The organism is Streptomyces sp. NPDC107528 (assembly GCF_055639295.1).
Genome location: NZ_JBVKAV010000012.1, coordinates 120,688 through 145,524, shown reverse-complemented (window position 1 = coordinate 145,524; position 24,837 = coordinate 120,688). Strand labels below are relative to the sequence as shown.

The following is a 24,837-nucleotide window of genomic DNA, read 5'->3' as shown; positions in this document are numbered from 1 at the left end:
GCCTGCGGCTACGGTTCCTGGGGCCCTGCAGTCGGCACGGGTTCCGCGGGCACCGTCCACGGCAGTTCGATGGAGATGGTCTTGCCGCCCTCGCGGGTCGGGCGCACTCTCAGCTTGCCGCCGCATTCCGCGGTCAGCCAGCGGATGATGACCAGGCCACGGCCGTTGTCCTGCTGGACGGCTGCGGGCAGCCGCTTGGGGAAGCGCGGGTGGCTGTCGGTGACCCCGATGCGCAGGTGTTCGTCACGGTCGAGCACGAGGTCCACCGTGAAGGTGGGTGACTGGCCGAGGGTGTGCTGTACGGCGTTGGTGGTGAGTTCGGAGACGATCAGGCGGATGGTGTCGGCCACTTCCGTGTCCGGTGGCAGTCCCCACTCCGCAAGGGTGGTGACCACATAGGTCCGGGCCGCGGAGACCGAGGCGGGATCGCTCGGCAGAGTGACGGATGCTTCCAAATGGTCTGCCATGGCGATGTCGTCCCTTTCCCAACGGGACCGCAGTCCGACACAGAGCGGAGGGTTCGAGTACGGTCCCGGACTGGTGCTTCGTCGCCAGACTGCCATTACCAGGGCCGTCACGGTGCCGATCCCCCGAGATATGCATATATCTGTCGCTCGAAGCGGTGAACTCTGCGACGGCAGACCGTATTTGGACGGCTCGGTTGGAGTAAGGAGTTACGCATGCAGCACGGTCCCGCGGTGCGCCGCCGGAAACTGGGCGCGGAACTGCGTGCGTTGCGCACCGGGGCCGGGCTCACCAGTGGTGAGGCGGCCCGGCTGGTGGGCTGGCACCAGTCCAAGGTGAGCCGGATCGAGACGGGCGCCAGCGGGGTGAAACCGGCCGATGTGCGGTTACTGCTCGACGTCTACGGCGTACAGGATGCCCAACTACGCCAGTTGATGCTGGCGTTGGCGGGCTCCGACGAGGGTGACGGCCGGGATCACTGGTGGCACGCGTACCGCGGAGTGCTGCCGACGACGTACCGCGACTTCATCAGCCTGGAGTCCCAGGCGAGCGCGATGCGCACGCTGGAGACCTCCGTGGTGCCCGGGCTGCTGCAGACGCCCGAGTACGCCCGCGCGGTGACCCGGGCGGCGGTGGGCGGGCTCGACGACGACGCCGACGAACGTCTGGACGCGCTGGTCGCGGTCCGTCTGGCCAGGCAGGACGTGCTGCGCGCCGAGCCGCCGCTGGAGCTGAGCGCGGTGCTGGACGAGGCGGTACTGCGCCGGGAGATCGGCGGGCCCGAGGTGATGGAGCGGCAGCTGAGGCGACTGGTGGAGGCGGCGCGACTGCCGCAAGTCCGGCTGCAGGTCCTGCCGTTCGCGGCCGGCGAGCATATCGGCATCACCGGGCCTTTCGTTATCTTCTCATTTTCGCGCACTTCTGATCTGGATGTGGTTGTTCTCGACCACTTGACGAGTAGCCTCTACCTCGAACGGAAAGAAGACCTCCAGGCCTACACGGAGGCCTTCAACGCCCTTCGGATCCACGCCCTTTCGCCCGAGGAATCGATGGATTACATCGCCGCACTGGCTGGCGGCGCGTAAGGAGGCACCATGACCACCCTGCCTCGGAAGGTGAGTTCAAGCACCGAACTACCTGGTGCACGGTGGCTGCGCAGCAGCTACAGCACCGGAGCCAACAACTGCGTCGAGACGGCGCGGCCGCACTCGGGTCCCTGGACCGGGCTGCTCGCCGTGCGCGACTCCAAGGACCCGGCCGGACCCGCGCTGCTCTTCTCCCCCGAGAGCTGGGCGGGCTTCACGGCGGCGCTCCAGTCCTGACAGTTTCCCGATCAGCCTGACCGATTCCGATCATTTCTGATCGGTGCCGCCGGGCGCGACGGCAGGGCCGTGTCACGCCGACTCATGGTCGTGTCTCGCCGATGACCCGTACAGCGCGTTCGATCTGCCCCTCGGAGAGGTCCGCGCGGGCGGTCAGCCTCAGCCGTGAGATGCCGTCGGGGACGGAAGGAGGTCGGAAGCAGCCCACGGCCAGGCCCGCCGCACGGCACTCGGCCGCCCAGCGCACGGCCTCCTCCGGGGACGGCGCGCGCACGGAGACGACCGCCGCGTCCGGCCGTACGGCTTGATGGCCCGCCGCGGTCAGGCGTGCGTGCAGTTCGCTCGCCACCTCGCGGGCCCGTGCCGCGCGCTCCGGCTCGCGGCGCAGCAGTCTCAGTGCCGCCAGGGCCGCGCCTGCCGCCGCGGGGGCGAGGCCCGTGTCGAAGATGAAGGTCCGGGCCGCGTTGACCAGGTGGTCGATCACCCGGGCGGGGCCGAGCACGGCGCCGCCCTGACTGCCGAGCGACTTGGACAGCGTGACCGTGACGACGACGTCGTCGGCGCCCGCGAGCCCCGCCGCGTGCGGGGCCCCGCGGCCGCCGGCCCCGAGCACGCCCAGGCCGTGGGCGTCGTCGACGACCAGCCCGGCGCCGTGGTCCCGGCAGGCCTCGGCGAACCGGGCCAGCGGGGCCGCGTCGCCGTCGACCGAGAAGACGGTGTCGGCCACGACGACGGCAGGCCCGTCGTGCGTCTGGAGCGCCTTGCGCACGGCATCCGGGTCGGAGTGCGCCACGACCTGTGTCGTGCCGCGCGCCAGCCGGCAGCCGTCGATCAGCGAGGCGTGGTTGCCCGCGTCGGAGACGATCAGCGAGCCGTGCGGTGCCAGCGCGGTGACCGCGGCGAGGTTGGCCGCGTAGCCGGACGAGAAGACCAGGGCCGCCTCGACGCCGCAGAAGTCGGCCAGCTCGCGCTCCAGCTCGGCGTGCAGCTCCGTCGTGCCCGTCACGAGCCGGGAGCCGGTCGCGCCGCCGCCCCACGCCCGGGCGGCCCGCGCCGCACCCTCGGTGACCTCGGGGTGGCGGGCCAGGCCCAGGTAGTCGTTGCTCGCGAGGTCGAGAAGCGGCGATTCGGCGGGGCGGGGGCGCAGCGTCCGTACGAGTCCGGCGCGGCGGCGCAGCTCCGCCTGCTCGTCGATCCAGCCGAACGCCATGACTCCTCCGGGCTTTTGTAGGCAGTGGACAGACACTAGCCGCAGCGGCGGGCCCCCACGGTGTGGCAATACCCACACATCGAATGGACAGCGTTGTGCAAACTCTCCTTGGCTCGGAGCCCCTCCGTACGTCAGGATCAGCTCCCATGGACCTGCTGAACACGCTGGTGGACAAGGGGCTTCGGCGCGAGCTGCCGACCCGCGAGGAAGCCTTGGCCGTCCTCGCCACTTCCGACGACGACCTGCTCGATGTGGTGGCCGCGGCCGGGAAGGTGCGCCGGCAGTGGTTCGGCCGACGGGTGAAACTCAACTATCTCGTCAACCTCAAATCGGGCCTGTGTCCGGAGGACTGCAACTACTGCTCCCAGCGGCTCGGCTCGACCACCGGCATCCTCAAGTACACCTGGCTCAAGCCCGACGAGGCCTCCCAGGCCGCGGCCGCCGGTTTGGCGGGAGGCGCCAAGCGCGTCTGCCTGGTGGCGTCCGGGCGCGGCCCCACCGACCGTGACGTGGACCGGGTCTCCAAGACCATCAAGGCGATCAAGGACGAGAACGAGGGCGTCGAGGTGTGCGCCTGCCTCGGCCTCCTCTCCGACGGCCAGGCCGAGCGGCTGCGCGAGGCGGGCGCGGACGCCTACAACCACAACCTCAACACCTCCGAGAGCACCTACGCGGACATCACGACCACGCACACCTACGCCGACCGCGTCGACACCGTGAACAAGGCGCACGCGGCGGGCCTCTCCGCCTGCTCGGGTCTGATCGCGGGCATGGGCGAGAGCGACGAGGACCTGGTTGACGTCGTCTACTCACTGCGCGAGCTGGACCCGGACTCGGTCCCGGTCAACTTCCTGATCCCGGTCGAGGGCACCCCGCTCGCCAAGGAGTGGAACCTCACCCCGCAGCGGTGCCTGCGCATCCTGGCGATGGTGCGGTTCGTCTGCCCCGACGTCGAGGTCCGGATCGCCGGTGGCCGCGAGGTCCATCTGCGCACGATGCAGCCCCTCGCCCTGCACCTGGCCAACTCGATCTTCCTCGGCGACTACCTGACCACCGAGGGCCAGGCGGGCAAGGCCGACCTGGAGATGATCGCGGACGCCGGCTTCGAGGTGGAGGGCACCGACCAGGTGACGCTGCCGGAGCACCGGGCGACGGCCGGGGGCGGGTGCGGCTCGCACGAGAGCGCGGGGTGCGGATCGCACGAGGGTGCCGGATGCGGATCGCATGAGAGCGCCGGGTGCGGGTCGCACGACGGTGGCGGTGTGTGCGGCACGGCCGACCCCGCCGCTCCGGTCGGCGAGCCGCGCACCGACCTGGTCGCCGTGCGCCGCCGGGGTGCCGGAACGGACCTCGCACCCAATGCCTGACCCGCGCCCCGTGGCCGACCTGACCGTGCCCGAGCTGCTGGAGCTGGACCGACGGCACGTCTGGCATCCGTACGGCCCCATGCCCGGCCGTGTCGAGCCGCTCGTCGTGGAGTCGGCGAGCGGGGTGCGGCTGACCTTGGCCGACGGCTCGGGCGAACTGATCGACGGCATGTCGTCCTGGTGGTCGGCGATCCACGGCTACAACCACCCGGTGCTCAACGAGGCCGTGCGCGAGCAGCTGTCGAGGATGAGCCATGTGATGTTCGGCGGGCTCACCCACGAGCCCGCCGTACGCCTGGCGAAGCTCCTTGTCGACATATCGCCCGAGGGCCTGGAGCATGTCTTCCTCGCGGACTCCGGGTCGGTGTCGGTCGAGGTCGCGGTCAAGATGTGCCTGCAGTACTGGCGTTCGCTGGGCCGCCCCGGCAAGCAGCGGCTGCTGACCTGGCGCGGCGGCTACCACGGCGACACCTGGCAGCCGATGTCGGTGTGCGACCCCGAGGGCGGGATGCACGAGCTGTGGACCGGGGTGCTCCAGCGCCAGGTGTTCGCGGATCCGCCGCCGGCGGAGTACGAGGAGTCCTACGCCGATCAACTGCGCTCGCTCGTCGAACAGCACGCCGACGAACTGGCGGCGGTGATCGTCGAGCCGGTCGTGCAGGGCGCGGGCGGGATGCGGTTCCACTCCCCCGCGTATCTGCGGGTGCTGCGGGAGGCGTGCGACGCGCACGACGTGCTGCTGGTGTTCGACGAGATCGCGACCGGGTTCGGGCGTACGGGTGCGCTGTTCGCGGCGGATCACGCGGCGGTGACGCCGGATGTGATGTGCGTGGGCAAGGCGCTGACGGGCGGCTACCTGACGATGGCCGCGACGCTGTGCACGTCCCGCGTCGCCGACGGGATCTCGCGGGGCGAGGTACCGGTGCTGGCCCACGGCCCGACGTTCATGGGCAACCCGCTCGCCGCCGCGGTCGCCTGCGCCTCGATCGAGCTGCTGCTCGGCCAGGACTGGCCGGCCGAGGTCAAGCGGATCGAGGCGGGGCTGCGTGAGGGGCTCGCCCCCGCGGCGGATATTCCGGGCGTGAAGGACGTACGGGTCCTCGGTGCGATCGGGGTCGTGCAACTCGACCACGCCGTCGACATGGAGGCGGCGACGGCGGCGGCCGTGCGCGAGGGCGTGTGGCTGCGGCCGTTCCGGGACCTCGTCTACACGATGCCGCCGTACGTCACGGGCGACGTGGACGTGGCACGGATCGGTCGCGCGGTGTGCGCGGCAGTGCGGGAGGGATGAACGTGCCGATCCTGGTGATCACGGGGACGGGCACGGAGGTCGGCAAGACGGTCACGACCGCCGCGGTCGCCGCGACGGCGCTGGGCGCGGGCCGGTCGGTGGCGGTGCTCAAGGCCGCGCAGACCGGCGTCGGGCCGGACGAGTGCGGGGACGCGGAGGAGACGGCGCGGCTGGCGGGCGCCGTGACGACCGCCGAACTCGCCCGCTATCCCGACCCGTTGGCTCCGGCGACGGCGGCGCGACGGGCCGGCCTGCCTCCGGTGCGCCCGCAGGAGATCGCCGAGGCGGCCGCCAAGCTGGCCACCGAGCACGACCTGGTGCTGGTGGAGGGGGCGGGCGGGCTGCTCGTCCGCTTCGACGAGACGGGCGGCACGCTGGCGGACGCGGCCGAGCTGATGGCGGCGCCGGTTCTCGTGGTGGCGTCGGCCGGCCTGGGCACGTTGAACACGACGGAGCTGACGGCGCGTGAACTGCGCTCACGCCGAGTGGACCTGCTGGGCGTGGTGATCGGCAGCTGGCCCACGGCACCCGATCTGGCGTCGCGCTGCAACGTCGCGGACCTGCCCGAGGTGGCGGGGGCGCCCCTGCTGGGTGCGGTGCCGGCCGGTGCGGGGGCGCTGGCACCGGCCGACTTCCGTGCTGCGGCGCCGGGTTGGCTGGCGCCACGGTTGTACGGGACCTGGGACGCGGAGGGGTTCCGAGGGCGGGAGACGCCGTGACGCCTGCCGCTTCCGCCGAGTGGGACGACTTGTTCGACACGTGGGACGAGATCCGCGAGGGCTACTACCTCGGCGATGCGCCGGAGGCGGTACTGGCATGCGCGAGAAACCTTGAGGCGAGCGTCCGGGCCGACAGTCCGGACACCGCTCTGTGGACCCTCGGACTGGTGCTGACAGGGCCTTACGTGATCTACGCCCGCCCGGATGCGGCGGCCGAGGCCCGTGTGCTGCGGGCGATGGGCGCCGTCGAGCAGGCTCTCGGAGGGGCGAGCTGCGCCCATGACGAGCATCCGTGTGACGCCATGCCGCTCGACGACGAGCTGGACGGCCTTCGCGGTGTCCTGGACATGCTGGCCCACCCGGAGCGGGACGGTGCAGCCGACGATCCCTCTCCCGACGACGAGTCGGACAACTGGTTCGAACACCGGATGACGCGGGAGATCTGGGCCTGCCCGCGCAACCTCGCCGGGCTCGCCCGGGCCTTCGTCGGCGCCTAGCCGGTCGTACCTCCCTCACCCTCGTCGACCTCGGCAATGAGCCGCACCAGCTCGATACGGGAGCGGATCCCCAGCCGACTGAAGACGCCCCGCAGGTGGTGGTCGATCGTGCGCGGGCTGAGGGCGAGGCGATCGGCGATCTCGCGGTTGGTGGCTCCCTCGGCGGCCATACGGGCGACCAGGAGCTGCTGGGCCGTGAGGCGGCCGGTCGGAGTGTCGGGGCCGGTCCGCTTGGGCCCGGCCGGGGTGCCCAGGGCGCGCAGTTCGGAACGGGCCTGGGCCGCGCAGTGCGGAGCGCCGAAGGAGCCGAACGCCTCCAGGGCGCTGTGCAGGCGGTCGCGTGCCTCCGTACGGCGGCGCAGTCGGCGCAGGGTGCTGCCGAACAGCAGCTCCGTGCGGGCCCGTTCGAAGTCGCGGGTGCCGTGGGAGTGCAGGTCGAGGGCCACGCGGTAGTGGTCCACGGCCTCCGCGCCGGGCGCGAGGAGGGCTCGGCAGCGGGCGCTGAGGGCGAGGTCGTCGGGGCTGCGCACGGCGCTTGCCCACCGGTGGTAGTCGGCGTGCGCGACGCGGGCGACCCGGGTGTCCCCGGCGCGGACGGCGGCCTCGACGTAGTGCGGGGCGGCCAGGTGGCGGATGGCCCGGTGGCCGTGCCCGGGGCCGAACCCGGCCAGGGCGCGCAATCGGGCGGCTGCGGCGGCGAAGCGGCCGCTGCTCAGGTCGAGGTAGGCCAGCGCCCACTGGGCGAGGGCGGCGGGCAGGCCCAGGCCACGGGCGAGGGCGTACGACCGTGCGCTCGCGGCGCGTTCGTGGCAGAGGTCCGCGTCTCCGGTGAGCGCCGAGAACATGGCCAGGGCCGCCTGCAGATGACAGGCGCCGTTGTCCTGGCCGGTGGCGTGGGCCTGCAACAGCGCGTCCGCCGCGGCGGCCTCGCCGACCCGGGGGCGTCCGGTCCAGAAGTCGGCGTACGCACGGAACTCCATCGCCTGCGGCACGGTCACCGGTGTGCCGCGAGCCCGGGCGGAGGCGGCCGCGCGGAGGGTCGCGGTGACGGCACGGGTGTGGTCGCCGAGGAGCAGGGCGGCGATTCCGGCGTGGATCAGAACGGTGGGATCACCCCCTGGCCCGCACCGCCCGGCCGCCGCCTCCAGCAGCTCCCGCGCATCCTCGTACCGCCCCTCGAACGCCGCCACGAGCCCGCCCAGCGTCCCTGGCGAATCGACCCCGAGCCGATCGGCCACCCGCGCGGCCTCGCGCAGGCGACGCAGGTCTCCGGTGTAGATGGCGGCTTCGGTGGCTCGGGCGAGGAGGTGGGCGGCGGGGGCCGGGGGGCGTGGGGCGACGGTGGCTGACGTGGTGGGCGCGGGGGCGACGGTGACTGATGTGGTGGGGGCAAGGGCGACAACGGGGGGTGTGGGGGCGGGGGTGGCGACAGCGGCTCGGGGCGCTGAAGCCGGGCTGACGACGGCAGCCGCGGGCGCCGAGGGCGTGGCCTTGGCGCCCGAGGGCGCGGAGGCCGGGATGGCGACGACGGCCGACGGCGGGGCGGGAGGGGCGGTGAGAGCAGCCGACGGCGCAGGGGCACGGGCAGAGGCAGGGGCAGGGGCAGGGGCGACAACGGCAGCCGACGCGACCGGTGCTGGGCCGGCAGGAGCCGCCGCGGCCCCGGGAGGAGTGCGAACCCTGGACAGGGAAGCCCTGTTGGCGGCGACTCCCGTCGGCCGCGAGCGGCCCTCGCCCTCGCCCTCGCCAACGGGACTCGCCGGGAGGACGCCCGCCGAGTCGGCGGCGCCCGGCGGAGTGCCCCCACCGGGCACAGCTACCGTCGGCCGCGGACCCGCCCCGGGATCGGCCTCCGCCGACACCGCGGCCGACCCCGCACCAGCATCCGTGGTCGGCGAACCCGGCCCCGGACCACCCTCCCCAGGCACCGGGCCGGCCCCCGCACCACCCGCCGCAGACTCCCCACCCTCCACGGCACCGATCCCTGCACCCCCCGAGGCAAAGGACCACGCCCCGCCCGCCCCGGCACCAGCGGCCCCCACTCGCACCACCGCCGACACCAACGCGTCGAACGCCTCTCCCGCATTCCCCGCCCGCAGAGCAAGCACCCCCGTCAGGGCGTCCTCGGAGCCGGCTGCCGCCAGTCGCCGTGCCCGTTCCCCGTCGCCGGCTCGCCAGGCGTACCCGGCTGCCCGGCTCAGCAGGCGGGCCTGCTCGGACGGTTCGGGGCACAGGGCGGCGGCCCGTTCCGTCAGCGCCCGCGCCAAGGGGAGCCGCCCCGCGGTTGCTGCCTTGCGCGCGGCGGTGCCGAGTTCCGCCGCGAGTCGGCCGCTGGGGCCGGGCGCGCCGGCGCCCCGGTGCCACGAGCGCCATGGTGTCTCGCCCGCGCCGCCCAGCACGCGGGCCAGCAGGCGGTGGACGTCGCGGCGGTCGGCCGGTGAGCCCGTTTCGTAGGCCGCGATCCGCGTCCACGCGTCGCGGAACACCACCCCGCCCGCACCCGCGTGTGCGATCCCGGCAGCCTCGGCGGCATCCAGGGACCCGGTGTCGAGGCGGGCGGCCATGACGGCGCGCAGGAACGCGTCGGTGGGGACCGGGTACTGATCGGCCGCGGCGAGGAGCAGGAGCAGGCGGGTGCTGTCCGGCAGCGCCCGTATCTGTGCGCGGCGTTCACGCAGCAGGGACGGGGCCAGCTCGGCGGGGTCCGTGGGCAGCGGGTCCAGGCCCGTCGCCTGGCGGCCGGTCAGGCGCGGGACCAGTTCGGCGGCGGCGCGCGGATCGCCGTACACGGCGCGCAGCACCCGTACGCGGACACCGTCCGCAAGGGTGGCGGCCAGCTCTCGCCACGCGTTTGTGAGCTGCGGTGGCGAAGTGCGGTCAAGAGGTGGGGGGTTCACCGGTGTCACCACACACATGACGTTACTGGCGAGTTATTTGAACCGTAAAGACCGGCGATTTCACCGATGCGGCGCGCGTAGACCCGGCTGACACTCCTGACAACCCCACACGCTTCAGGAGGCATCATGCAGCGCCACAAGCGTCGCATCGCCACGGCCGCCTCGGCCTTGGCCGCATCGCTCCTGCTGTCACTGTCCCTCTCCCCCACAGCCGCGCACGCCGCGGCCCACGACCCCGTCGTCTTCGTGCACGGCCTGAGCAGCTCGGCGAGCAGCTGGGACGACTGGGCCGGCTACTTCCGGGCCGACGGCTACACGGCCGCCGAACTGGACGCCTGGTCCTACGACTGGGCCCAGTCGAACGCCACCACCGCCCAGCAGCTCGGGACCGAGATCAGAAACGTGCTCGCCCGGACCGGCGCCTCGAAGGTCGACCTGGTCGTCCACTCGCTCGGCGCGCTCAGTTCCCGCTACTACCTCAAGAACCTCGGCGGGACGTCGTACGTCGACGACTTCGTCTCCACCGCCGGGGTGAACCACGGCACGTCCACCGCCTCGTGGTGCTCATGGCTGTACACCTCCTGCGCGGAGATGAACACCGGCAGCTCGTTCCTGACCGCCCTGAACTCCGGCGACGAGACCCCGGGCAGTGTGTCGTACGCCAGCTACTGGTCGAACTGCGACGAGGCACTCACCCCCGACACCACGGCGATCCTGAGCGGCGCGACGAACGTCGAGGTCGGCTGTGTCTCGCACACCGACATGAACAACGACCACGGCGTGTACGAGCAGGTCCGGGACTTCATCGGCTGAGCCGGCCCGGAACGACAGCCACCGCAACGGCGGGGGGTGCGTCGGGCCCGTACGGGGGACAATCAGGGTGAGCCCCGTCCCGCCCGGGAGGTCCCCATGGCCCTACGGTCCCCACGGTCCGCCGCCTCAGGCAAGGTGCCACGGGATGCCGTGCACCACCCGCTGTTCGCCCGCTTCTACGCCCGGACCAGCGTCACCGCCGAGACCCGGATGGGCATGGGCGGCGTCCGCGAGCGGCTGCTGGCCGGGCTCTCCGGCCGGGTGATCGAGATCGGCGCGGGCAACGGCCTGAACTTCGCCCACTATCCGAGTGCCGTCTCGGAGGTCGTCGCCATCGAACCGGAACGTCTGCTGCGGCAGTTGGCGGTGGAGTCGGCGCTGCGGGCGGGCGTGCCCGTGGACGTCGTGCCGGGCGCGGCGGAGGCGCTGCCGGTCAAGAGCGAGGCCTTCGACGCGGTCGTGCTCTCGCTGGTGCTGTGCAGCGTGCGGGACGTTCCGCGGGCGCTCGGTGAAGTGCGGCGGGTGCTGCGGCCCGGCGGCGAGGTGCGGTTCTTCGAGCACGGCCGGGGCGGCGGACGCGCCATGCTCCTCACTCAGCGCGCCCTGGACCGGTCGGTGTGGCCCTTGGTGAGTGGCGGCTGCCATGTCTCCCGCGACCCGGTCGGGGCGCTGCGCGGGGCCGGCTTCGAACTCGGCCCCGTTCGGCGGGTGATGATGCCGGAGAAGGGGCCGGCGTTCCCTTCGTCGTACTGCGCGCTGGGGACGGCGTGGCGACCGCGGATCAGCGACTAGTCACAGGCTCCACTGGCGCAGTTCCCTCGCGATGTCGTGCACGGTGGCCTCGCCGCTCTTCACGAGCCGGGCCAGGTCGCGTACCTGCTCGGGCGAGGTGACGACCTTGAGGCCGCTGGCGACGAGATAGGCGTAGGCGACGGCGGAGGCGAACAAGGCGTTGGAGCGCTCCAACGCGGGGACGTGGATGAGGAGTTGGAGCAGGGAGGCGGCTCTGGTCTGCGGGCTGTCGTAGACCGGGACGTCGAATATCTCGGCCTCATGGCGTGCGACGGCGGCGACGAGGGCTCCCCAGTCGGTGACCTGGGGGTCCCCCGGCGTGTTCTGTTCGGCGAGCATGAGCAGCCAGGCGAGGTCGATGTTCAGATGGCTCAACGGATCAGTGGCGACCTTCGCGCGTGCCCTCGCGGTCCGCGCCGAACTCCTCGGCGAACACCGACTCGTACTGCTTCATGAAATCGGCGGCGGCCTCCACGAAGGTGTTGCCGACCTCACCGGTGTCCTGCTGGACCAGTTCCTCGATGTAGCGGTTGACGCTCACGCCTCGGGCCAGCGCGCGTTCGCGGGCGGCGCGGGCCGTGCCCTCGTCCACTCTCACGTTCAACTGGGTCTTCGCCATACTTCGAAGCTAGCGCGATCGCGCTAGCACGGCAAGGGTCCGCCCCCCGGGGATCAGCCGGGGATCGAGGGCCGCCCCGGATCGGCGAGTGCCCCTTACATCGATATCAGGGACCCGACCTGGGGCGGAGACCGACCGGGACCTCGGGGGGATACCAGGTGTGCGGTGGATCACATTAGTCTCGGCGGTGACGACAGTCGTTCCGTCGAGTCGTCCCGTCCGTTCCGTGAGGAGGCGGTCTTGTCCACAGCAGCTGCCCGGTACGCCCCGGGGCCCGCGTCGGCCGACGGCATCGCGGCCCGCGCGCGCGGTCTGACCAAGGCGTACGGCTCGGGTGAGACCACGGTGCTCGCCCTCGACTCGGTGGACGTGAACATCGCGCGCGGGCGCTTCACCGCGGTCATGGGGCCGTCGGGTTCCGGGAAGTCCACGCTGATGCACTGTCTGGCGGGCCTCGACAACGTCTCGGCGGGGCAGGTGTGGCTCGGTGACACCGAGATCACCGGGCTGAAGGACCGGGAGCTGACCCGCCTGCGGCGGGACCGGATCGGGTTCATGTTCCAGTCGTTCAACCTGATCCCGACCCTGAACGCGGCCGAGAACATCACCCTGCCCATGGACATCGCGGGCAAGAAGCCCGACGAGAAGTGGCTGAACCAGGTCATCGACACCCTCGGGCTGCGGGACCGCCTCAAGCACCGGCCGTCCCAGCTCTCGGGCGGCCAGCAGCAGCGCGTCGCCTGCGCCCGCGCGCTGGCCTCCCGGCCGGAGCTGATCTTCGCGGACGAGCCGACCGGAAACCTCGACTCGCGAGCAGGCCTGGAGGTGCTCGGCTTCCTGCGGGAGGCCGTCGACCAGCTGGGGCAGACCGTCGTGATGGTCACCCACGACCCGGGCGCCGCCGCCCACTCCGACCTGGTGCTGTTCCTGGGCGACGGGCGGATCGTCGACGAGATGGAACGGCCGACGGCGGAAGCCGTACTGGAGCGCTTGAAGCGTTTCGACGTGACCCGCGGCCCGTTCGACGGCGGCGGCCCGGCGCCGGGGGCGGTACCGGACGACCGGCCGTCGTCAGCCTCGCCCGCACCGTCCGAGTGGCCCGCCCCGCCCGAGGAGCGCTGACCCGGTGCTCAAGGCGACGCTCAGGAGATTCCTCGCCCACAAGGGACGGCTGCTGCTCTCCGCCCTGGCGGTGATCCTGTCCGTCGCGTTCGTCACGGGCAGCCTGATCTTCTCGGACACCGTCAGCCGCACCTTCGACCGGCTCTTCGCCTCGACCGCCGCGGACGTCACCGTCACCCCGAAGGAAACCCTCGACGAAACGATCCCCTCCGGGCAGACCTTGACCCTCCCGGCCTCGCTGGCCGACCGGCTGGCGCAGATCGACGGAGTCGCGGCGGCCCGCCCTGACGTGGACGTCGAGGGCCTCACCGTCGCCGACAAGAACCGCAAGTCGGTGGGCCCGACGACCGGCGCCCCGACCATCGGCACCGCCTGGAACCCGACCGAGCGCAGCCCCGTGGAGCTCACCTCCGGACACGCGCCCAAGGGCGATGCGCAGGTGCTGGTCGACGCGGAGACCGCCGACAGCAAGGACGTGGGGATCGGCGACCGGCTCACGGTCATCGGGCAGGAAGGCTCCTTCCCGGTCGAGGTCGTCGGCATCGCCACGTTCACCACCACCAACCCCGGCGCCGCACTGGTCTTCTTCGACACCGAGGCCGCGCAGACGAAGCTCCTGGGCGATCCGAAGGCGGCCACCAGCATCTCGCTCGACGCCGCCGAGGGCGTCAGCGACGCGGACCTCAAGCGGCGCGTGGCCGACGCGCTCGGCGGCGACACGGGCGCCTACGAGCTGCGTACCGCGGACGAGCAGGCCGAGTCGGACGTCGAACAGCTGGGCGGGTTCCTCGACATCATCAAGTACGTCATGCTCGGCTTCGCCGGCATCGCCGTGCTCGTCGGCGTCTTCCTGATCGTCAACACCTTCTCCATGCTGATCGCCCAGCGCACCCGTGAGCTGGGCCTCCTGCGGGCCCTCGGCGCGGACCGGCGCCAGGTGCGGCGCTCGGTCCTCACCGAGGCGCTGCTGCTCGGTCTGGTCGGCTCGACGCTGGGCCTCGCGGCCGGCATCGGGCTGGCCGTCGCGCTCATCGAGCTGATGGGCCTGCTGGGCATGAACATCCGGGCCGCCGAGATGGTCATCGGCTGGGGGACGCCGGTGGTCGCCTACGTCGTCGGCCTCGGTGTCACCTTCGTCGCGGCCTACCTCCCGGCCCGGCGCGCGGCGGGCGTCTCGCCGATGGCGGCCCTCGCGGACGCCGAGATCGCCGACATCGGACGGCCGCTGCGGCTGCGGGCCGTCGTGGGCGCGGTGGTCGGGGCGGGCGGTGCGGCGGCGCTCGTGGGCTGTGCCATGTCGTCGAAGACGTCGACGGCGGCCTCCCTCCTGGGCCTCGGCGTCATCCTGACGCTCATCGCGACCGTGATCGCCGGACCCCTGCTCGTACGGCCCGTGATCCGGGTCCTCGGCGGGGCCTTCCCTGCGGTGTTCGGTTCGATCGGCCGGATGAGCCAGCGCAACGCCCTGCGCAATCCGCGCCGCACCGGTGCCACGGCCGCCGCCCTGATGGTGGGCCTCGCCCTGGTCGGCGGGATGTCGGTGGCGAGTGCCTCGATGACCAAGTCGTTCGACCAGCAGATCGACAAGACGCTGGGCGCCGACTTCGTCGTGCAGAACAGCAACTTCGTGCCGTTCCCGCGGGAGATCACCGACCGGATCCGGGACACCGAGGGCGTGGGGCTCGTCGTGCGCTCGCAGTTCACCACGATCGCGGTACGCCTGCCCGACGGCGACCGGGTGCAGACGACCGCCGCGGCGTACGAACCGCAGCTCGACGAGGTCGCCAACATCACCTACGCCCGGGGCGACAGCGCGGCGGCCCTCGCGGACGGGCGCCTCGCCATGGACAAGGACTTCGCCGAGGACCACGGCGTACGCGTCGGCAGCACCCTCCCCGTCGAGTTCCAGGGCGACCGGCGGGCCGAGCTGACGGTGGGCGCACTGACCGACCAGGAGTCCGCCGACGGGTTCGGCTCCCAGGGCGGGATCTACTTCGGCCTGGCGACGCTGGAGAAGTACGCCCCCGGTGGGCAGGACGCCGCCGTGTACGTCAACGCCGCCTCCGGCACGAGCGCGGGCGACCTGCGGGCCGGCCTGGAGAAGACGCTGGACCCGTATCCGCAGGTGCAGGTCCGGGACATCGCCGACTACAAGCAGCTGGTGCACGACCAGATCGCCGTGCTGCTCTACCTCGTGTACGCCCTGCTCGGCCTCGCGATCATCATCGCGGTGCTCGGCGTGGTCAACACCCTCGCGCTGTCGGTCGTCGAGCGCACCCGGGAGATCGGGCTGCTCAGGGCCATCGGGCTCGCCCGCCGGCAGCTGCGCCGGATGATCCGCCTGGAGTCGGTGGTGATCGCCGTGTTCGGCGCGGTCCTCGGGCTCGCGCTGGGGCTGGTGTGGGGTGTGTGCACGCAGCAGGTGCTGGCGTTGCAGGGCATGACGGCGCTGGCGATCCCCTGGGGCACGATCGTCGCGGTGGTGATCGGGTCGGCGGTGGTGGGTGTCGTGGCGGCACTGCTGCCCGCGTTGCGTGCATCGCGCATGAATGTGCTGGCGGCCATCGCGCACGAGTGATGGAATCGCGGCAGGCACTCAAGTCCCCTGAAGGTGAGGAGAGTTCATGTCGCGACCGGTGGGCCCGCGTCCGTTCCGTTTCGGCGTCAACCTGATGACCTCCGCCCCTGCCGACGAGTGGCGCGCCAAGTGCCGCCGGGCCGAGGAGCTCGGCTACGACGTGATCCTGGTCCCCGACCATCTGGGCATGCCGGCGCCGTTCCCGGCCCTGGTAGCGGCGGCCGAGGCGACCGAGCGGCCACGCCTGGGCACGTTCGTGCTCAACGCGGGGTTCTGGAATCCGGCCCTGCTCGCCCGGGAGGTGGCGACGACCGACGCACTGACGGGCGGGCGGCTGGAACTGGGGCTGGGCGCGGGCTATGTGCAGGCGGAGCACGATTCGGCGGGTCTGCCGTTCGGCACTCCTCGACAACGCGTGGACCATCTGCGTCGCACGGTCGAGGAGCTCGATCGGCTGCTCGGGAATGAGAGTTACCAGCCGCAGCCGACGCAGCAGCCGCGAGTGCCGCTGCTGGTCGGCGGCAACGGCGACCGCGTGCTGCGGCTGACCGCCGAGCACGCCGACATCGCGGCGTTCGGGGGCGCCTACCCGGACCCGAAGAGCTCGACCGGGCGACTGCTCCCCGTCACGGCCGAGCAGCTCGACGAACGGGTGGCCCGCTACCGGAAGTTCGCAGCGGGCCGGCCGGAACCCGCCGAGCTGAACCTGCTCCTCCAGATGGTGACCGTCACGGAGGACCGCGAGGCCGTGCTCCAGCCGCTCCTCGACCGGGTACCGGAGCTGACCCTGGAGCAGGCCCTGGAGCTGCCCATCGTCCTGACCGGCAGCCTGGACCAGATCACCGCGCAGGTGCTCGCCCAGCGCGAGCGGTACGGGTTCTCGTATCTGACGGTCCTGGAGCCATACATGGAGGCATTCGCTCCGGTAATGGCGCGGCTGCGCGACAAGTAGCCGTCCGGATACTGGAATTCCGCTTCCTGTTCCGCCGCCCGTGATGGGATCACGGCATGACTGATCTGCGGATACGGCCCGCGACGGCCGACGACCTCGACAGTGCGCTGGCCTTCTGGAAGACGGCCGCCGAGGGCACGAGCATCAGCGACGACCGGGACGGCGTGGAGCGGCTGGTCGCCCGCGATCCCGAGGCGCTGATCCTGGCGGAGCTGGACGGCGAGCTGGTCGGCACGGTGATAGCGGGCTTCGACGGCTGGCGCTGCCATCTGTACCGGCTGGCGGTGCACCCGCAGCGCCGTCGCCGGGGCATCGGCTCGGCGCTGCTGGCCGCCGCGGAGGAACGGTTCGTACGGCTGGGAGGGCGCCGCGGCGACGCGATGGTGCTTCAGCGCAACGAGAACGCGCACCATGCCTGGCGCGCGGCCGGGTACTCGCCGGAGGATCACTGGCGGCGGTGGGTGAAGCCGCTGAACGACTGATTCACCTCGGACAGGGATCACACACGGATCACATACCGAATCACTTTGCCCGTCCTTTACTATTGCTGGACCACTTCGGTCCTCCAAGGAAAGGTGTGAGCGTCCGCCCATGGGCGAGCCTCCCAGTACCCGACATCGCGCGATCCTCCCCACCCTGTCCGACCATGGGACGGAGGTGACCCGATGACCGAAGTGCTCCTCCTGCTGGTGGCGATCCTGCTGTCGCTCGCCTGCGGTGCCTTCGTCGCGGCGGAATTCTCGCTGACCACGGTCGAACGCAGCGAGCTGGAGCGCGCCGTGGAACGCGGCGAGCGGGGCGCGTCCGGTGCCCTGAAGGCCGTACGGAACCTGACGTTCCAGCTCTCCGGCGCACAGCTCGGCATCACGGTCACCAACCTGGTCGTCGGCATGCTCGCCGAGCCGTCGATCGCGCGGCTCATCGCGGGCCCGCTCGAATCGCTCGGCATCTCCCACTCGGCGTCCAGCTCGATCGCGCTGGTGATCGGTACGGCGCTGTCGACGATCGTCCTGATGGTCGTCGGCGAGCTGGTGCCCAAGAACTGGGCGATCTCCTCGCCCCTGGCCGTGGCCAAGCGGGTCGGAAACGCGCAGCGCTGGTTCAGCGCGATCTTCCGCCCCTTCATCACCCACCTGAACAACACGGCGAACCGCATCGTGCGCCTCTTCGGTGTGGAACCCACCGAGGAGCTGGCCGCCGCGCGCGGCCCCCAGGAGCTGGCCGCCCTGGCCAGGCACTCCGCCCGTGAAGGCGCCCTGGAGGCGGACACCGCCGAGCTCTTCGTGCGGACGCTGAACCTGGCCGACCTGACCGCGGAGAACGTCATGACCCCGCGCGTCCAGGTCGTCGCCCTCGACGCCCAGGCGACCTGCGAGGACGTGGCGAACGCGACCCGGGCGACCGGGCTGTCCAGGTTCCCCGTCTACCGCGGCAGCCTCGACTCGGTCGTGGGCACCGCGCACATCAAGGACATCCTGGCGGTGCCCGCCGAGAGCCGTCCGCGCGTCTCCGTCGCCGAGCTGATGCGCGAGCCGCTCCTCGTCCCCGAGACACTCACCGTCGACCGGCTCATGGACCGCCTGTCGGGCAAGCGCACCATGGCCGTGGTGATCGACGAGTACGGCGGTACGGCGGGCGTGGCGACTCTGGAGGACATCGTCGAGGAGGTCGTCGGCGAGGTGCGGGACGAGCACGACCCGCACGAGACACCCGACCTCGCCCAGGCGGGCAAGGACGACGACGGCCGGACCCTGTACTCGGCCGACGGCTCGGCGCGCGTGGACCAGCTCGCGCGCGTGGGGCTGAGAGCGCCCGACGGGCCGTACGAGACCCTGGCCGGTCTCGTCGCGACGGAGCTCGGCCGCATCCCCGCGGTCGGGGACTGCGTCGAGGTCGCCGGCTGGCGCCTCGACGTCGTGGACGCCGCGGGGCGCAGGGCCGCGCGTGTGCTGATGCACGCGCCGTCGGCCGACGAGGCGGACCAGGACAAGAAGGAGGGCGAGCGATGACCGCCGTACAGCTGCTCATCGGTTTCGCGACGCTGGTCGTGAACGCCTTCTTCGTGGGCGCCGAGTTCGCGCTCATCTCCGTACGACGCTCGCAGATCGAGCCGTACGCCGACCAGGGCGACCGGCGCGCCAAGAGCGTGCTGTGGGGCCTGCAGCACGTGTCCGCGCTGATGGCCGCGGCGCAACTCGGCATCACGCTGTGCACGCTGGTGCTCGGTGTGGTCGCGGAGCCCGCCATCGAGCACCTGCTGGAGCCTTTGTTCCACGCGGTGGGCGTGCCGGAGGGCGCGGGGCACGTGGTGTCCTTCGTGATCGCGCTGGCGCTGGCCACGTATCTGCACATGCTGCTCGGCGAGATGGTGCCGAAGAACATCGCGCTGGCCGAGCCGGTGCGCAGCGCCCTGGTCCTCGGCCCGCCGCTGGTCACCCTGTCGCGGGCGCTGCGGCCGGTGATCTTCACGATCAACGCCTTCGCCAACGCGCTCCTGAAACTGATGCGGGTCGAGACCAAGGACGAGGTCACCGCCACCTTCTCGGACGCCGAACTGGCTCGCCTGGTGCGCGACTCCGGCGAGGCCGGCCTCATCGACGAACGCGCGCGGGAGCGGCTGCACGACGCCCTGGAACTGGGCCGCCGGCCGGTGCGCGACGTGGTCCTCCCGCTGGAACATGTCGTCTACGCGCGCGTGGGCGTCACTCCGGAGGAGCTGGAGGGCCTGTCGGCCGAGTCGGGCTTCTCCCGCTTCCCGGTCGTCGACTCCGGCCGCCACATCGTCGGATATCTGCATGTGAAGGACGCGCTGGACGCCTCCCCGCGGGACGTGCCCTTCCAGGTGGACGACATGCGGCCCATCGCGCGTGTCCGGGAGAGCACGCCGCTGGACGACGTGCTCACCGCCATGCGCGGCAGCCGTACGCATCTGGCGGCCGTGCTGGGGAGCGACGGACGACTGGGCGGGGTGGTGACCATGGAGGACGTGCTGCGGGAGCTGTTCGGACAGCGGGCGTAGGTCCGGCGAGGGAGGCCGACCGACCGACGGGTATGTGCACGGGATACTATTTCTGTCGCCATGCAGAAGAACCCCACCTACAGCAGCCTGGTCGCGGTCGGCGACTCCTTCACCGAGGGCATGTCGGACCTGCTCCCGGACGGCTCCTACCGGGGCTGGGCCGACCTCCTCGCCGGCCGGATGGCCGCTCAGACGCCCGGCTTCCGGTACGCCAATCTCGCGGTGCGCGGGAAGCTGATCGGCCAGATAGTCGACGAGCAGGTCGAGGTCGCCGCGGCCATGCAGGCCGACGTGATCACCCTGGTCGGCGGGCTCAACGACACCCTGCGCCCCAAGTGCGACATGGTGCGCGTGCGCGCTTTGCTGACCGAGGCCGTGGAGCGGCTGGCCCCGTCCTGCAAGCAGCTGGTCCTGATGCGCAGTCCCGGCCGCCAGGGCCCCGTGCTGGAGCGGTTCCGGCCGCGTATGGAGGAGCTGTTCGCCCACGTGGACGAGCTGGCGGCGAAGCACGGAGCCGTCGTCGCCGACCTGTACGGCGCCCCGTCCCTCAGGGACCCGCGACTGTGGGACGTGGACCGGCTGCACCTCTCGGCCGAGGGACACCGCAGGGTCGCGGAGGCCGTGTGGCAGACGCTCGGGTACGACCCCGAGGACACCGAGTGGCGCACGCCGCTGCCGGCCACGCTGCCGCCGGGGTGGACCTCGCGGCGGGTCGCCGACGCACGGTTCGCCCGGCAGCACCTGCTGCCGTGGATCGGCCGCCGTCTGACCGGCCGCTCCTCCGGCGACGGCCGCCCGGCCAAGCGGCCGGATCTGCTGCCGTACGAGGAGACTGCGGAGTAGCCCCGGCTCTGGTTGCGGGAGGCCGCTCACCCACCCTCTCCGGCTGACGGGGCACGACTCGTCGGGACGTGACGCACGTCTCGTACATTCAACCGAACCGGGCCGCGGCGCTGGCCTGCACAAACCGCCAGTAGAATCTGGACACGTGACTTCTGCGCCCGCCAAGCCCCGCATCCCGAACGTCCTCGCCGGACGCTACGCCTCCACCGAGCTCGCCACGCTCTGGTCCCCCGAGCAGAAGGTGAAGCTGGAGCGGCAGCTCTGGCTCGCCGTGCTGCGGGCCCAGAAGGACCTCGGCATCGAGGTGCCGGACGAGGCGCTCGCCGACTACGAGCGTGTCCTCGACACCGTCGACCTGGCCTCCATCGCCGAGCGCGAGAAGGTCACGCGGCACGACGTGAAGGCGCGGATCGAGGAGTTCAACGACCTCGCCGGGCACGAGCACGTCCACAAGGGCATGACCTCGCGCGACCTCACCGAGAACGTGGAGCAGCTGCAGATCCGGCTCTCGCTGGAGCTGATGCGCGACCGCACGGTGGCCGTGCTGGCGCGCCTGGGCAAGCTGGCCGGCGAGTACGGCGAGCTGGTCATGGCCGGCCGCTCCCACAACGTCGCCGCCCAGGCCACGACGCTCGGCAAGCGGTTCGCGACCGCTGCCGACGAGCTGCTCGTCGCGTACGGCCGGGTCGAGGAACTCCTCGGCCGCTACCCGCTGCGCGGCATCAAGGGCCCGGTCGGCACCGCGCAGGACATGCTGGACCTGCTCGGCGGCGACGCGGCGAAGCTGGCGGAGCTGGAGAACCGGATCGCCGGGCACCTCGGCTTCGCGCAGGCGTTCACCTCGGTCGGCCAGGTCTACCCGCGCTCCCTGGACTACGAAGTCGTGACCGCGCTGGTGCAGCTGGCGGCGGCGCCGTCGTCGACGGCGAAGACGATCCGGCTGATGGCCGGGCACGAGCTGGTGACCGAGGGCTTCAAGCCGGGTCAGGTCGGCTCGTCCGCGATGCCGCACAAGATGAACACCCGCTCCTGCGAGCGCGTCAACGGCCTGATGGTCATCCTGCGCGGCTACGCCTCGATGACCGGCGAGCTGGCGGGCGACCAGTGGAACGAGGGTGACGTGTCCTGCTCGGTGGTGCGCCGGGTCGCGCTGCCGGACGCGTTCTTCGCACTGGACGGCCTGCTGGAGACGTTCCTGACGGTGCTCGACGAGTTCGGCGCGTTCCCGGCGGTCGTGGCCCGTGAGCTGGACCGCTACCTGCCGTTCCTCGCCACCACCAAGGTGCTGATGGGCGCGGTGCGCGCCGGCGTCGGCCGTGAGGTCGCGCACGAGGCGATCAAGGAGAACGCCGTCGCCTCCGCGCTGGCGATGCGCGAGCAGGGCGCCGAGCGCAACGAACTGCTCGACAAGCTGGCCGACGACGAGCGCATCCCGCTCGACCGCGCCGACCTGGACGCCCTGATGGCCGACAAGCTGTCCTTCACGGGCGCCGCGGCCGACCAGGTAGGCGTCGTCGTTGGCCGGATCGAGGAGATCGTGAAGCAGCGCCCGGAGGCCGCCGGTTACACGCCGGGGGCGATCCTCTGACGTCAGGCACGGCATGACGCGCTTCACCGCCGAGGAGTTGGAGGCCGCCAGCGACCGTCTGGTGCCGGACGTCGTCGGGGACGGTCTCCAGGTGCTGTTCTGCGGCATCAATCCAGGTCTGATGACGGCCGCGACCGGTCATCACTTCGCCCGCCCGGGCAACCGTTTCTGGCCGGTCCTGCACCTGTCCGGGTTCACGCCGAGGCTCTTGAAACCGTCGGAGCAGGAGGAGTTGCTGTCCTACGGGCTCGGCATCACGAACGTCGTGGCGCGGGCGAGCGCGCGAGCCGACGAGCTGAGCGCACAGGAGTACCGCGACGGCGGGCGGCTGCTGGCGACGAAGGTGGCTCGGCTGCGGCCGCGTTGGCTGGCCGTCGTCGGGGTGACCGCCTACCGGGCGGCGTTCGACGACCGCAAAGCGTCGGTGGGGCCGCAGGAGCGGGTGATCGGGGACACGCGCGTGTGGGTGCTGCCGAACCCGAGCGGGCTGAACGCGCACTGGACGGCGCAGACGATGGCGGAGGAGTACGCCCGGTTGCGGAGGGCGGCGAAGCAGGCCTGACAGCTCGGGGCCCCAACAGCTCAGGGTGGGGCGACGTCCGTGACCACGGCCAGGAGTTGGACGTAGGCGGCGGGGTCCCGGTCGGCGACGGCCACCGCGATCCAGCGGCCCGTCCCCTGCGCCTCCCAGAGGTGGGCGACGGCGGCGCCGGAGCTGAGAGACCGCCAGGGCTCGGGTATGTCCTCCCGCTCGGTGCGCAGTAGCGTGGTCTGCAAGTTCAACGGATGCGTGTGCCGCCACTGGGGCGCGTACACCTCGTACAGGGCGTCCCGGTACTTCTCGAACTGCTCCACCGTCGCCGCGCGCGTCCCGCAGTCGTCCTCGCTCCTCTCCAACACCACGACGTGATACCGCGGCCCCCCGTCGCCGACGTCCGACGGGCCGTGCTCCGCCGGAAAGGGGCGGAAGCACAGCTCGTCGATGAGGGCGATGTGCCGTGCGATGTTCATGGGTCCCAGTAAACCCGGCCGCACTGACAATTGGCGTGCCGTCAGGCGTCCCGGCGCCGCACGCTCCACGCCCCTGCCAGCAGCGCCGCCGCCGTCCACAGCGCGGTCACCGCGAGTCCCGACCAGGGCCCGAGGGTGCCGTCGTAGGTCTGGTGAAGGGCGATCTGGCCCGCCTTGTCGGGCAGGAGGTCCGCGGCGGTGCCGGCGGCGTCGCCGATCACGAACGACACGACGAGGATGAACGGGATCAGGACGGAGAGCGTGGCGACACCGCTGCGCAGCACCGCGGTGAGGCCCGCCGCGAACAACGCCATCAGCATGAGGTAGATCCCGCAGCCCACGACTCCGCGCACCTGCTCGGCCGAGGTGAGCGCGCCGGCCGCGGAACCGAGTCCCGCGCGTGCCACCACCAGCGCGGTGAAGGCGGTGACCAGTCCCACGAGCAGTGCCGGCACGGCGATGGCTGTCACCTTCGCCGCGAACCAGCGTCCGCGCTGCGGGACCGCCGCGAGCGACAGTCGCAACGCACCCCCGTGGTACTCCGACGACACGGCCAGCGCCCCGAACGCGATGGCGGCGATCTGGCCGGGCAGGATCCCGAACATGGCCGTGAACAGCGGGTCGAACTCCGGGTCGGAGCTCCCGTCGGTACCGGCCAGGGCGGAGAACGCCGTGGTCACGGCGAACAGCGCCAGCAGTGCTCCGGGCAGCGAGCGGAGCGTACGGATCTTGAGCCATTCCGAGTGGAGTACGGGCGCGAATGCCATGGTTCAGGCCTCCTGAGGCTGTGCGGTGAACTCGGCCTCGGCCGCGGTCAGATCGAGGTACGCCTGCTCCAATGTGCCCTCTTCGGCCGCGAGTTCGAGGATGGGGACGCCTGCCTCGGACATGAGGCGGCCGATGTCGTCCACGCGCGCTTGGTGCACACTCCAGTGCCCGTCGTCGTGCTGGACGGCGTCGTGACCGTGGCGGGCGAGGACGGTCTTGAGCGCGGTGGCGTCCGAGGTACGGATACGGACGCGGGGTTCCACGCGTGCGTGGATGAACTCCCGCATGGGGGTGTCGGCCAGCAGGCGCCCCCTGCCGAGGACCACGAGGTGGTCGGCGAAGGACGCGGTCTCGTTCATGAGATGGCTGGAGACCAGGACCGTTCGCCCCTCCCCCGCGAGACGGCGCAGCAACCCGCGGATCCAGATGATGCCTTCGGGGTCGAGGCCGTTGGACGGCTCGTCCAGCAGGACGACCTCGGGGTCACCGAGGAGGGCCGCGGCGATACCGAGCCGCTGGCGCATGCCCAGGGAGTACGTCTGCACCCTGCGCCCCGCCACCGACGCGAGCCCCGTCTCCTCCAGCGCCGTGTCGACGCGCCGGTTCGGGATGCGGTTGGTCGCGGCCAGGACGCGCAGATGGTCGCGGCCGGTTCGGGAGCCGTGCGCGGCCCGGGCGTCGAGCAACGCGCCCACCTGCCGCAGGGGTTCGCTCAGGGTGGCGTAGGCGTGACCGCCGATGGTGGCGGCTCCCGAGGTCGGCCGGTCGAGTCCGAGGACGAGCCGCATGGTGGTGGACTTTCCGGCGCCGTTGGGGCCGAGGAAGCCGGTGACTCGGCCGGGGAGGACGGTGAAGGTGAGGTCGTCCACGGCTCGCCGGTTGCCGTACTCCTTGGTGAGGGCTTGGACTTCGATGCTGGTCATGGCAATAACCCTGGCCGCCGGGGGTGGGTCGGCTCCTCCCC

The 24,837-nt window shown here is 71.8% G+C and carries 25 protein-coding genes; 17 read left to right on the top strand and 8 right to left on the bottom strand.

What is annotated here, in order from left to right; genetic code table 11:
• Positions 1–8: 8 nt before the first annotated feature.
• A complete protein-coding gene (locus ACZ7L5_RS34040) occupies positions 9–467 on the bottom strand; it encodes an ATP-binding protein (protein ID WP_328883115.1) in 459 nt (152 codons plus the stop codon).
• Between the two features lie 213 nt (positions 468–680).
• On the opposite strand from ACZ7L5_RS34040, the gene ACZ7L5_RS34035 reads away from it, so the two are divergent.
• Positions 681–1,550: a helix-turn-helix domain-containing protein gene (locus tag ACZ7L5_RS34035; RefSeq protein WP_365054696.1), complete on the top strand. Its 870-nt coding sequence runs from the start codon at positions 681–683 to the stop codon at positions 1,548–1,550.
• 9 nt (positions 1,551–1,559) lie between these two features.
• The gene (locus ACZ7L5_RS34030) at positions 1,560–1,787 is read left to right on the top strand and encodes a DUF397 domain-containing protein (protein WP_328429218.1); all 228 of its coding nucleotides are present in this window, start codon (positions 1,560–1,562) and stop codon (positions 1,785–1,787) included.
• An 82-nt stretch (positions 1,788–1,869) separates the two neighbouring features.
• On the opposite strand, the gene ACZ7L5_RS34025 is transcribed toward ACZ7L5_RS34030, so the two are convergent.
• Positions 1,870–2,997, bottom strand: a complete 1,128-nt coding sequence (locus ACZ7L5_RS34025) for an 8-amino-7-oxononanoate synthase (RefSeq protein WP_471521737.1) — start codon at positions 2,995–2,997, stop codon at positions 1,870–1,872.
• A gap of 146 nt (positions 2,998–3,143) precedes the next feature.
• Here ACZ7L5_RS34025 and bioB point away from each other — a divergent pair, with 146 nt between their 5' ends.
• From bioB to ACZ7L5_RS34005, 4 genes are read left to right on the top strand one after another with little or no spacing between them, the layout of a single operon-like run.
• Positions 3,144–4,364: a biotin synthase BioB gene (gene bioB / locus ACZ7L5_RS34020; protein WP_328883112.1), complete on the top strand. Its 1,221-nt coding sequence runs from the start codon at positions 3,144–3,146 to the stop codon at positions 4,362–4,364.
• The gene (locus ACZ7L5_RS34015; RefSeq protein WP_471521736.1) at positions 4,357–5,655 is read left to right on the top strand and encodes an adenosylmethionine--8-amino-7-oxononanoate transaminase; all 1,299 of its coding nucleotides are present in this window, start codon (positions 4,357–4,359) and stop codon (positions 5,653–5,655) included. The genes bioB and ACZ7L5_RS34015 overlap by 8 nt, the downstream gene beginning before the upstream one ends.
• Positions 5,656–5,657: 2 nt before the next feature.
• A complete protein-coding gene (bioD, locus tag ACZ7L5_RS34010; protein WP_471522094.1) occupies positions 5,658–6,374 on the top strand; it encodes a dethiobiotin synthase in 717 nt (238 codons plus the stop codon).
• Positions 6,371–6,871 carry a hypothetical protein gene (locus ACZ7L5_RS34005; protein ID WP_471521735.1) on the top strand — a complete coding sequence of 167 codons (501 nt, stop codon included), beginning with the start codon at positions 6,371–6,373 and terminating at the stop codon, positions 6,869–6,871. Before bioD ends, ACZ7L5_RS34005 begins: the two co-directional genes overlap by 4 nt.
• On the opposite strand, the gene ACZ7L5_RS34000 is transcribed toward ACZ7L5_RS34005, so the two are convergent.
• Positions 6,868–9,786, bottom strand: coding sequence for a helix-turn-helix transcriptional regulator (locus ACZ7L5_RS34000; protein ID WP_471521733.1), 2,919 nt, complete (start codon positions 9,784–9,786; stop codon positions 6,868–6,870). The two genes, ACZ7L5_RS34005 and ACZ7L5_RS34000, sit on opposite strands and share 4 nt — an antisense overlap.
• Positions 9,787–9,894: 108 nt before the next feature.
• Here ACZ7L5_RS34000 and ACZ7L5_RS33995 point away from each other — a divergent pair, with 108 nt between their 5' ends.
• Together ACZ7L5_RS33995 and ACZ7L5_RS33990 are read left to right on the top strand one after the other, a co-directional pair.
• Positions 9,895–10,581, top strand: coding sequence for an esterase/lipase family protein (locus ACZ7L5_RS33995; RefSeq protein ID WP_471521731.1), 687 nt, complete (start codon positions 9,895–9,897; stop codon positions 10,579–10,581).
• A gap of 96 nt (positions 10,582–10,677) precedes the next feature.
• On the top strand, positions 10,678–11,373 hold the full coding sequence (locus ACZ7L5_RS33990) for a class I SAM-dependent methyltransferase (protein ID WP_471521729.1): 696 nt from the start codon (positions 10,678–10,680) through the stop codon (positions 11,371–11,373).
• Here ACZ7L5_RS33990 and ACZ7L5_RS33985 read toward each other — a convergent pair whose 3' ends face one another.
• Both ACZ7L5_RS33985 and ACZ7L5_RS33980 read right to left on the bottom strand, forming a co-directional pair.
• Positions 11,374–11,748 carry a fic family toxin-antitoxin system, toxin component gene (locus ACZ7L5_RS33985; protein ID WP_328429210.1) on the bottom strand — a complete coding sequence of 125 codons (375 nt, stop codon included), beginning with the start codon at positions 11,746–11,748 and terminating at the stop codon, positions 11,374–11,376.
• Positions 11,749–11,752: 4 nt separating this feature from the next.
• Positions 11,753–11,992 (bottom strand): toxin-antitoxin system HicB family antitoxin, encoded by a 240-nt coding sequence (locus ACZ7L5_RS33980; RefSeq protein WP_328883105.1) that lies wholly within the window; start codon positions 11,990–11,992, stop codon positions 11,753–11,755.
• Between the two features lie 240 nt (positions 11,993–12,232).
• On the opposite strand from ACZ7L5_RS33980, the gene ACZ7L5_RS33975 reads away from it, so the two are divergent.
• The 9 genes from ACZ7L5_RS33975 to mug all read left to right on the top strand — a co-directional run bounded on the left by ACZ7L5_RS33975 (position 12,233) and on the right by mug (position 22,656).
• Positions 12,233–13,114, top strand: coding sequence for an ABC transporter ATP-binding protein (locus tag ACZ7L5_RS33975; RefSeq protein WP_471521726.1), 882 nt, complete (start codon positions 12,233–12,235; stop codon positions 13,112–13,114).
• A gap of 4 nt (positions 13,115–13,118) precedes the next feature.
• Positions 13,119–15,692 (top strand): ABC transporter permease, encoded by a 2,574-nt coding sequence (locus ACZ7L5_RS33970; protein WP_471521724.1) that lies wholly within the window; start codon positions 13,119–13,121, stop codon positions 15,690–15,692.
• Between the two features lie 46 nt (positions 15,693–15,738).
• The gene (locus ACZ7L5_RS33965; protein WP_471521722.1) at positions 15,739–16,644 is read left to right on the top strand and encodes an LLM class F420-dependent oxidoreductase; all 906 of its coding nucleotides are present in this window, start codon (positions 15,739–15,741) and stop codon (positions 16,642–16,644) included.
• Positions 16,645–16,700: 56 nt separating this feature from the next.
• Positions 16,701–17,126, top strand: a complete 426-nt coding sequence (locus ACZ7L5_RS33960; RefSeq protein WP_362378904.1) for a GNAT family N-acetyltransferase — start codon at positions 16,701–16,703, stop codon at positions 17,124–17,126.
• Between the two features lie 183 nt (positions 17,127–17,309).
• The gene (locus tag ACZ7L5_RS33955; protein WP_471521720.1) at positions 17,310–18,653 is read left to right on the top strand and encodes a hemolysin family protein; all 1,344 of its coding nucleotides are present in this window, start codon (positions 17,310–17,312) and stop codon (positions 18,651–18,653) included.
• Complete coding sequence (locus tag ACZ7L5_RS33950) at positions 18,650–19,663, top strand: hemolysin family protein (RefSeq protein WP_471521718.1); 1,014 nt, start codon at positions 18,650–18,652, stop codon at positions 19,661–19,663. Before ACZ7L5_RS33955 ends, ACZ7L5_RS33950 begins: the two co-directional genes overlap by 4 nt.
• 60 nt (positions 19,664–19,723) lie before the next feature.
• Positions 19,724–20,506 carry an SGNH/GDSL hydrolase family protein gene (locus ACZ7L5_RS33945; RefSeq protein WP_363036891.1) on the top strand — a complete coding sequence of 261 codons (783 nt, stop codon included), beginning with the start codon at positions 19,724–19,726 and terminating at the stop codon, positions 20,504–20,506.
• Between the two features lie 145 nt (positions 20,507–20,651).
• Positions 20,652–22,094 (top strand): adenylosuccinate lyase, encoded by a 1,443-nt coding sequence (gene purB / locus ACZ7L5_RS33940; protein WP_471521716.1) that lies wholly within the window; start codon positions 20,652–20,654, stop codon positions 22,092–22,094.
• Between the two features lie 13 nt (positions 22,095–22,107).
• Positions 22,108–22,656 (top strand): G/U mismatch-specific DNA glycosylase, encoded by a 549-nt coding sequence (gene mug / locus ACZ7L5_RS33935; RefSeq protein ID WP_471521714.1) that lies wholly within the window; start codon positions 22,108–22,110, stop codon positions 22,654–22,656.
• Between the two features lie 20 nt (positions 22,657–22,676).
• On the opposite strand, the gene ACZ7L5_RS33930 is transcribed toward mug, so the two are convergent.
• The 3 genes from ACZ7L5_RS33930 to ACZ7L5_RS33920 are packed head-to-tail and all read right to left on the bottom strand — an operon-like array spanning position 22,677 to position 24,796.
• Complete coding sequence (locus tag ACZ7L5_RS33930; RefSeq protein ID WP_471521712.1) at positions 22,677–23,105, bottom strand: hypothetical protein; 429 nt, start codon at positions 23,103–23,105, stop codon at positions 22,677–22,679.
• A 41-nt stretch (positions 23,106–23,146) separates the two neighbouring features.
• Positions 23,147–23,872: an ABC transporter permease gene (locus tag ACZ7L5_RS33925; protein ID WP_471521710.1), complete on the bottom strand. Its 726-nt coding sequence runs from the start codon at positions 23,870–23,872 to the stop codon at positions 23,147–23,149.
• A gap of 3 nt (positions 23,873–23,875) precedes the next feature.
• The gene (locus ACZ7L5_RS33920) at positions 23,876–24,796 is read right to left on the bottom strand and encodes an ABC transporter ATP-binding protein (protein WP_471521708.1); all 921 of its coding nucleotides are present in this window, start codon (positions 24,794–24,796) and stop codon (positions 23,876–23,878) included.
• Between the last annotated feature and the right edge of the window lie 41 nt (positions 24,797–24,837).

Bases quoted from the DNA above. Each gene is read 5' to 3' on its own strand.
- ACZ7L5_RS34040 (WP_328883115.1), bottom strand. From the start codon at position 467: ATGGCAGACCATTTGGAAGCATCCGTCACTCTGCCGAGCGATCCCGCC.
- ACZ7L5_RS34035 (WP_365054696.1), top strand. From the start codon at position 681: ATGCAGCACGGTCCCGCGGTGCGCCGCCGGAAACTGGGCGCGGAACTG.
- ACZ7L5_RS34030 (WP_328429218.1), top strand. From the start codon at position 1,560: ATGACCACCCTGCCTCGGAAGGTGAGTTCAAGCACCGAACTACCTGGT.
- ACZ7L5_RS34025 (WP_471521737.1), bottom strand. From the start codon at position 2,997: ATGGCGTTCGGCTGGATCGACGAGCAGGCGGAGCTGCGCCGCCGCGCC.
- bioB (WP_328883112.1), top strand. From the start codon at position 3,144: ATGGACCTGCTGAACACGCTGGTGGACAAGGGGCTTCGGCGCGAGCTG.
- ACZ7L5_RS34015 (WP_471521736.1), top strand. From the start codon at position 4,357: ATGCCTGACCCGCGCCCCGTGGCCGACCTGACCGTGCCCGAGCTGCTG.
- ACZ7L5_RS34000 (WP_471521733.1), bottom strand. From the start codon at position 9,786: ATGTGTGTGGTGACACCGGTGAACCCCCCACCTCTTGACCGCACTTCG.
- ACZ7L5_RS33995 (WP_471521731.1), top strand. From the start codon at position 9,895: ATGCAGCGCCACAAGCGTCGCATCGCCACGGCCGCCTCGGCCTTGGCC.
- ACZ7L5_RS33990 (WP_471521729.1), top strand. From the start codon at position 10,678: ATGGCCCTACGGTCCCCACGGTCCGCCGCCTCAGGCAAGGTGCCACGG.
- ACZ7L5_RS33980 (WP_328883105.1), bottom strand. From the start codon at position 11,992: ATGGCGAAGACCCAGTTGAACGTGAGAGTGGACGAGGGCACGGCCCGC.
- ACZ7L5_RS33965 (WP_471521722.1), top strand. From the start codon at position 15,739: ATGTCGCGACCGGTGGGCCCGCGTCCGTTCCGTTTCGGCGTCAACCTG.
- ACZ7L5_RS33960 (WP_362378904.1), top strand. From the start codon at position 16,701: ATGACTGATCTGCGGATACGGCCCGCGACGGCCGACGACCTCGACAGT.
- ACZ7L5_RS33955 (WP_471521720.1), top strand. From the start codon at position 17,310: ATGACCGAAGTGCTCCTCCTGCTGGTGGCGATCCTGCTGTCGCTCGCC.
- ACZ7L5_RS33950 (WP_471521718.1), top strand. From the start codon at position 18,650: ATGACCGCCGTACAGCTGCTCATCGGTTTCGCGACGCTGGTCGTGAAC.
- ACZ7L5_RS33945 (WP_363036891.1), top strand. From the start codon at position 19,724: ATGCAGAAGAACCCCACCTACAGCAGCCTGGTCGCGGTCGGCGACTCC.
- mug (WP_471521714.1), top strand. From the start codon at position 22,108: ATGACGCGCTTCACCGCCGAGGAGTTGGAGGCCGCCAGCGACCGTCTG.
- ACZ7L5_RS33930 (WP_471521712.1), bottom strand. From the start codon at position 23,105: ATGAACATCGCACGGCACATCGCCCTCATCGACGAGCTGTGCTTCCGC.
- ACZ7L5_RS33925 (WP_471521710.1), bottom strand. From the start codon at position 23,872: ATGGCATTCGCGCCCGTACTCCACTCGGAATGGCTCAAGATCCGTACG.
- ACZ7L5_RS33920 (WP_471521708.1), bottom strand. From the start codon at position 24,796: ATGACCAGCATCGAAGTCCAAGCCCTCACCAAGGAGTACGGCAACCGG.